The sequence below is a fragment of the uncultured Corynebacterium sp. genome, from assembly GCF_947253065.1.
Taxonomy (GTDB): Bacteria; Actinomycetota; Actinomycetes; order Mycobacteriales; family Mycobacteriaceae; genus Corynebacterium.
In genome coordinates, this window is the sequence record NZ_CAMXWS010000064.1 from 1 (window position 1) to 5,916 (window position 5,916).

The 5,916-nt window shown below is 57.8% G+C and carries 7 protein-coding genes; 5 read left to right on the forward strand and 2 right to left on the reverse strand.

All coding sequences use genetic code 11. The features are described from left to right. A partial coding sequence (locus Q0X21_RS09825) for a hypothetical protein (protein ID WP_297851706.1) occupies window positions 1-754 on the reverse strand: 754 nt, incomplete at its 3' end. 34 nt (window positions 755-788) lie between these two features. Between Q0X21_RS09825 and Q0X21_RS09830 the strand changes: the two genes are divergently transcribed. From Q0X21_RS09830 to Q0X21_RS09845, 4 genes are all read left to right on the forward strand, one after another. Next, entirely contained in the window at window positions 789-1,712 is a 924-nt protein-coding gene (locus tag Q0X21_RS09830) for a Ppx/GppA phosphatase family protein (RefSeq protein WP_034663165.1), read from the forward strand. A gap of 21 nt (window positions 1,713-1,733) precedes the next feature. Further along, on the forward strand, window positions 1,734-2,702 hold the full coding sequence (locus Q0X21_RS09835) for a hypothetical protein (RefSeq protein WP_297851707.1): 969 nt from the start codon (window positions 1,734-1,736) through the stop codon (window positions 2,700-2,702). Window positions 2,703-2,775: 73 nt separating this feature from the next. Beyond that, window positions 2,776-3,588, forward strand: coding sequence for a pyrroline-5-carboxylate reductase (proC, locus tag Q0X21_RS09840; RefSeq protein WP_034663163.1), 813 nt, complete (start codon window positions 2,776-2,778; stop codon window positions 3,586-3,588). 312 nt (window positions 3,589-3,900) lie between these two features. Then, window positions 3,901-4,104 (forward strand): helix-turn-helix domain-containing protein, encoded by a 204-nt coding sequence (locus Q0X21_RS09845; RefSeq protein ID WP_034663060.1) that lies wholly within the window; start codon window positions 3,901-3,903, stop codon window positions 4,102-4,104. A gap of 91 nt (window positions 4,105-4,195) precedes the next feature. Here the strand turns inward: Q0X21_RS09845 and Q0X21_RS09850 are convergent, their stop codons facing one another. After that, the gene (locus Q0X21_RS09850; protein WP_297851708.1) at window positions 4,196-5,308 is read right to left on the reverse strand and encodes an FAD-dependent monooxygenase; all 1,113 of its coding nucleotides are present in this window, start codon (window positions 5,306-5,308) and stop codon (window positions 4,196-4,198) included. Window positions 5,309-5,523: 215 nt separating this feature from the next. On the opposite strand from Q0X21_RS09850, the gene Q0X21_RS09855 reads away from it, so the two are divergent. Next, a complete protein-coding gene (locus tag Q0X21_RS09855) occupies window positions 5,524-5,625 on the forward strand; it encodes a 30S ribosomal protein bS22 (protein ID WP_003855542.1) in 102 nt (33 codons plus the stop codon). Window positions 5,626-5,916: the final 291 nt, after the last annotated feature.

The following is a 5,916-nucleotide window of genomic DNA, read 5'->3' on the forward strand; positions in this document are numbered from 1 at the left end:
TCAGCTCCGCCTTCATTGATTTCCACACCGGTTCTGCGTTCGGCCCGCCATGGCATGCCGGGTCATTGGTGCACCACCAATCAAAGTCCTCACCACCATTGCCCCACTGGCGGCGGTCATATTCACCGATAGTGGTGCGCAGGATCTCCTGGCCGTCACTGCGTTCCTGCCACTCGTCCTCACGCGAAAACGGAACTTGCCAGCACACTTCTGGTTTAGAACCAATGATGTTGCGTCCTTCCGCCATCGCCCATTGGTGCAGGGCACAACCAGCGCCGGTGTCGTGGCCGTGGCGGTTGGCAAAGATACACGCGCCGTCGACAAGCGTGGTCTTGAGTGCGGGTTCTTCTTCATCGTCGTCCCACTCGAGCCACGGCTCAAGCTCAACGGGGTCGCCGGCGGCGAGGTAACTATCCACACTGTCGGGGCGGAGCTGCCAGTACTTCGCGGGCATTTCCGCAACAGCGTTGTACAGATCATCCCGGTCCGTCTCATCTGACAAATACGCGCCGTGAATACAGCACCCCACCACGGGAAGATCCTTCGAAATCCCGCGACACGCTGGGGTGCCAAAACGACACGACCATGTGGACTCTAACCAGGTCAGATCAATGCTGAAGTAGTGCAGCGGGTCATCCGGGTGGGTGAATTCGAACCATTCGCGCGGAAAGTCCGGTGGCAGCTCGTGGCCGGCCCGAATTGATTTTCCCGCGGGCGAATTTTTTGGGAAGCCCAGAAACACACGTTGGTTCACACTTGACCACGGTAGACGGTCTACTGTGGAACGCGTGCGACTAGGTGTATTGGACGTGGGAAGCAACACTGTTCACCTCGTAGCGGTGGATGCCGTCAGTGGTGGCCACCCAACCCCCATGAGTGATTGGAAGCAGTCTTTGCGGCTGGTTGAATTGCTCGATAAGAAGGGCGCGATCGAGGAAAAAGGCGTAAGGAAACTTACCGACGCAGTCCGGGAAGCCGCCGACCTCGCCGGAAACCTAAAATGCCAGGAATTCCTGGCATTTGCTACCTCCGCGGTGCGTTCTGCGACGAATGCGGATGAGGTCCTGCAGCACATTGAGAATGAAACAGGTGTGAAGCTTGATGTCCTGTCCGGGACGGATGAAGCCCGTCTGACGTTTTTGGCTGTGCGCCGCTGGTACGGCTGGTCCGCTGGCCGAATTACCAACCTGGATATCGGTGGTGGCTCATTGGAACTGAGCACCGGTAGCGACGAGGAACCAGACATTGCCCGCTCCCTTGACTTAGGTGCTGGCCGATTGACCCACGAGTGGTTCGACTCCGATCCACCATCGAAGCGGACCGTAAACACCCTGCGTGATTTTATTGATGCGGAACTTGCTATAGTCGCTGACGAGTTCCTCGCTCACGGCGAAGCCGGCCTGGCGGTGGGCACCTCGAAGACCTTCCGCACCCTCGCGCGACTCACCGGTGCGGCGCCCTCATCGGCAGGACCGTATGTGAAGCGTACGCTGACAGCACCGGGTTTGCGCCAGCTCATCGCATTTATTACCCGGATGACGGCGGCCGACCGTGCGGAGCTTGAAGGTGTGAGTCCTGACCGATCTCATCAGATTGTTGCCGGCGCGCTGGTCGCGGAAGCAGCGATGCGAGCACTTAAGATAGAGAAGCTAGAAATCTGTCCGTGGGCATTACGTGAAGGCGTGATTCTCCGGCAGATTGACAAGGGATAGAAGCAAGAAGGAGACGCTCAATTGGCTGAAAAGCAACTTACCGTTGCCGAGTTGATGGCCCGGGTACAAAAAGAAAACCCGGACATCCAGCCTCGGCGCCGTCGCCGTCGCAGCCTCGAGGAAGGCGGCATCTCCGTCGCAGAACTCACCGGCTCACTGCCAGCCGTTGATGCCCGCCCCGCTGAGCCTAAGCACTCTAGCATTCCCATCGACGCTGAAAACCCCCAGCGTTCTGCACCTCAGCCCCCCAAGGCCCCAGAGCCTGCGAAACCTGCCGAACAGATTAAACCTGCTGAGCCAAAGGTAGAACCTGAGAAGCCGAAGGTCAAGGTAGTCAAGGTAGAGCCGCCCGAGACAACTGAGGCCGCGAAGCTGAATGAGCCTTCCACGTCTACCAAACCAGTGGCCGAGACTGAGGCCGCTAAGCCCGAAGTAGTGGAGAAGACTCCAGAAGCCTCAGCTGCGCCGAGTTCTGTGCCTGTGCGCAAGGTCGAGGTGGCAGGGAAGGAGCCGGCCACGGATGAAGATGAAACCAGTGTTATTCCCGTCGTGCGTGCAATGCCGGCACAAGCAGCCCTGACCGGACAGCCTAAGCCTGAGGTGAAAGAAGCTGTGGTCGCGAAGCGTGACCACGTGGATGAACTTGAGGCTGATTTCGACGAGTTCCCCGATAAAAATGTCCATGATGAGCACGACTTTGAGGACTTTGGGGGCACAGACCTTGAGGCAGACGCTTCAATCAACCCCGTCATGCTCGTCCTCATGGTCTTCGGTGGCCTACTGATTGGTGTGCTCGTGTTCCTGGGCTTCCAGGCGCTGTGGGAGAACTTCAACGCGATTCTGGTGAGCGTGCTCGCAGTTGTTGTGACAGCAGGTGTTGTGCTGGCTGTGCGCCGTATGAAGACAGGCCGTGATGGCTTCACGCTGGTGCTGGCTGCTTTGGCAGGTCTTGCCATGACCTTCGGTCCGAGTCTGGTCACTGTTTTCTAAATAACCGCTGGCTAAACGGTCCTCATGCAGGAAAATATCGCTGACTTGCGTGCACTGTGGCACGCTGGTGCGCATGACTAACATCGCAGTTATCGGTGCAGGCAATATCGGCGAGGCCCTGATTTCTGGGCTGGTGAATTCGGGGATCGACCCGGAAACTATCACCGCTACGAACCGCACAGCGGAGCGTCGTGAAGATCTGGCGAGCCGGTATGGGATCAACACCACCGAAGACAATATTGAGGCTGTCACGGATGTTGATGTGTGCTTCCTCTGTGTGAAGCCATATGACATCACCACGGTGATTGAGGAGCTCTCAGAGCCGATCGCAGCATCGGATACCCCGACGGTGGTTGTGTCCATGGCGGCGGGGGTGACGTTGGAGACGATGACGGAGGCATCCCATAGCGCGGGGACTCCCATCGTGCGTGTCATGCCGAACACCCCGATGCAAGTAGGTAAAGGCGTCTGCGTCGTCGCGTTTGGCAAATATGTGGACGAGGATCAGCAGGAACTGGTCACTGATCTGCTGGCTGCCGCGGGCAAGGTCGCCGTCGTGCCGGAGAAGCTTATCGACGCCGCTTCGACGATTTCAGGTTCCGGCCCCGCGTACTTCTTCCTCATCGCCGAGGCGCTTATCGACGCCGGCGTGGCCATGGGCCTTCCCCGCGACACCGCCACGCTGCTGGCTAATTCCACGGCTGAAGGTGCCGGCGTGATGCTGGCCCATTCCGGCACATCACCTGTAGACCTGCGCGCTGGTGTGTGCTCCCCGGCAGGTACTACTGTGCAGGCGATCCGTGAGTTGGAGGAATCCGGTATCCGTGGCGCGTTCTACCGTGCGACGCAGGCCGCTGCTTCCCGCGCAGCCGAGTTGGGGGACTAGACAGAGGGGCCGCGGGCAGAGGGAACCACCAGAAAGCGGGTACACCGAGGGGGTAGTCCCAAAAATTTCTCCTGCGTGAGAAAACGCTTCGCCTTCCCACAGAAAGGTGCTTTCTACCAGCTGGAATGAAACGGAAGCACCGAAATGTCCTTTGAGGGGATAGTGGGAATTGTGTGAATAGTGTGAATCTTTTCTTGCTTTTGAGTCGCATGTGACACTGGGTTCACGCTAAGCTCTTTTAAGCACGTGCGTGTTCATTCTGTGGGAGGGGAAGCCTACAGCGCGCACAGATGCTGGAGGTTAACTACGCATATGGCAAATGAAGATAAGGGTAAGTTCCTGACCGTCGCTGAGGTCGCGGAGATTATGCGCGTATCCAAGATGACGGTGTACCGCCTAGTTCACTCTGGTGAGCTGCCGGCAGTTCGGGTTGGTCGTTCGTTCCGTGTGAACGAGCAAGCGGTCTCCGAATACTTGGACTCCTCGGTCTACGACGTCAGCACCGACGTCGGATAGTTCGCGCCAGAGGGCACGGCCCCTGGATAGTGAAAGGGTCAGCTTCGGCTGGCCCTTTCACTGTTGCTCCCGCTTAGACCTTTCACACCGATCACAGGGTTGGCATTGTCCAGTTTGTCACTGTGTGGGCTTGGGCATTTGTCACCGCATCGGGCATATGTTTCAGGATCCAGTTGCGGACCGAGGCTAGCCGTGCGCCACCCGTATGAACGCTGCGTCCCACAAGTCTGGATTGGCGCGCAATCTTCTGGCTCCTATGGCGCCGATGTTTGTCGTACAAGGTGAAATCCATGCTGCCCAGTTGCAGCAGTGCGGCAAGAACAGCGGCGTCTTCAAGTCCCTGGCAAGCGCCTTGTCCAAGGTTTGGTGTCATCGCATGAGCTGCGTCTCCGATGAGCACGACTTTGCCGGTGTGATACGTCGACAGTGGTGTGGCTATTTCTTGGATAGGCAGATATTGAATCGACGCTTCTGGGGTCGAATCAAGCAAAGCGGGAATGGGGTGATGCCAAAGGCTGAAAACACCCATCAATTCGCTGAGATCAGCTTCGTTGGGCGAAGCCTCGGGCCCAGAGAGAACCGCAAACCAGTAGGCACGCCCATTGTGGAGGGGAACAGCCCCAAAACGGGCGCGTGTGCCCCACGTTTCGAAACCGGCGTCGAGCGAGGGAACGTCGGCAAGTGCCCGCCAAGCATTGTATCCCGCGTACCTGACCCCAGGATCATCAAAACAATTGCGCCGAACCGCGCTGTGAATACCATCAGCTCCGACAACAATGTCGAACTGAACCTCAGTGCCATCTTTAAAACCAACAACACCAGATTGAGCATCGACGGTTAACGCCTTGGAAGACGTGTGGATGATCTCAGCAGGAATCTGATCTAGAAGAAGCGCATGCAGCTCGGCACGTTCAAGCGCTAGCGAAGTACTGGTAATCTCCGCGGAAATATGAGACAGCCACTCTCCCCGAGGATTTCGCACACCGCCTCGCAGTGATCGTTGGCCCACCTGAAGCGCGCGGAACCCAGCGCCAACCCCTAAAGCATCGAGGGCGGCAAGCCCATTCGGCGCCAGAGTGATACCAGCGCCGCCACCGCGTACCTGCGAATATTTCTCATAAATGTGTACATCCAGCCCGCTGCGGTGGAGAGAAGCGCCCAGCGCAAGACCGGAAATGCCCGCCCCGATGATCCCAATCTTCATGGTTGGGAGCCTACAGAATTGGAACGAACAGGATTTACGGTGACTTTACTTTTGGGATTGAACGCCACCGGCGGTAAACTCAGAACCCATTCGTGCCGGATGTTCGGCCCGCGCGTTGGGAGTGCACCCCGTGCGCACCAAGTCAAGGTCAAGCCGACACCACTTGGGTCCAGATCCGGCGGGAACTGTACGTACAAAGAGAAGCGAGGAAACCCATGGGTTCAGTGATTAAGAAGCGCCGCAAGCGCATGTCCAAGAAGAAGCACCGCAAGATGCTGCGCCGTACGCGTGTTCAGCGTCGTAAGCTCGGCAAGTAAGCAACTACTTGATAGTTGCATTTCGATTCCCGTTCACCTGGTGAAGGTGGGCGGGTTTTCTTCTGGGGGAATGCGGACTGCCCGGTGTGCCGTTCTTGGTTGCCGGGGCTTTGTGCATTGATGGGCCGGCTTGACGATCGGGTTGGATTATCTGGTTTGACGACGCGGTTTGACTATCGCCCTGGATCACGATCAGCGACCTGGGGTTTCGCCCCGCGGCGATCACTATTGTCAATCCGAACCACACAGCCTGTTTTTGGGCATGCCGAAAGGCCCAGCTGTTGCTGGCTT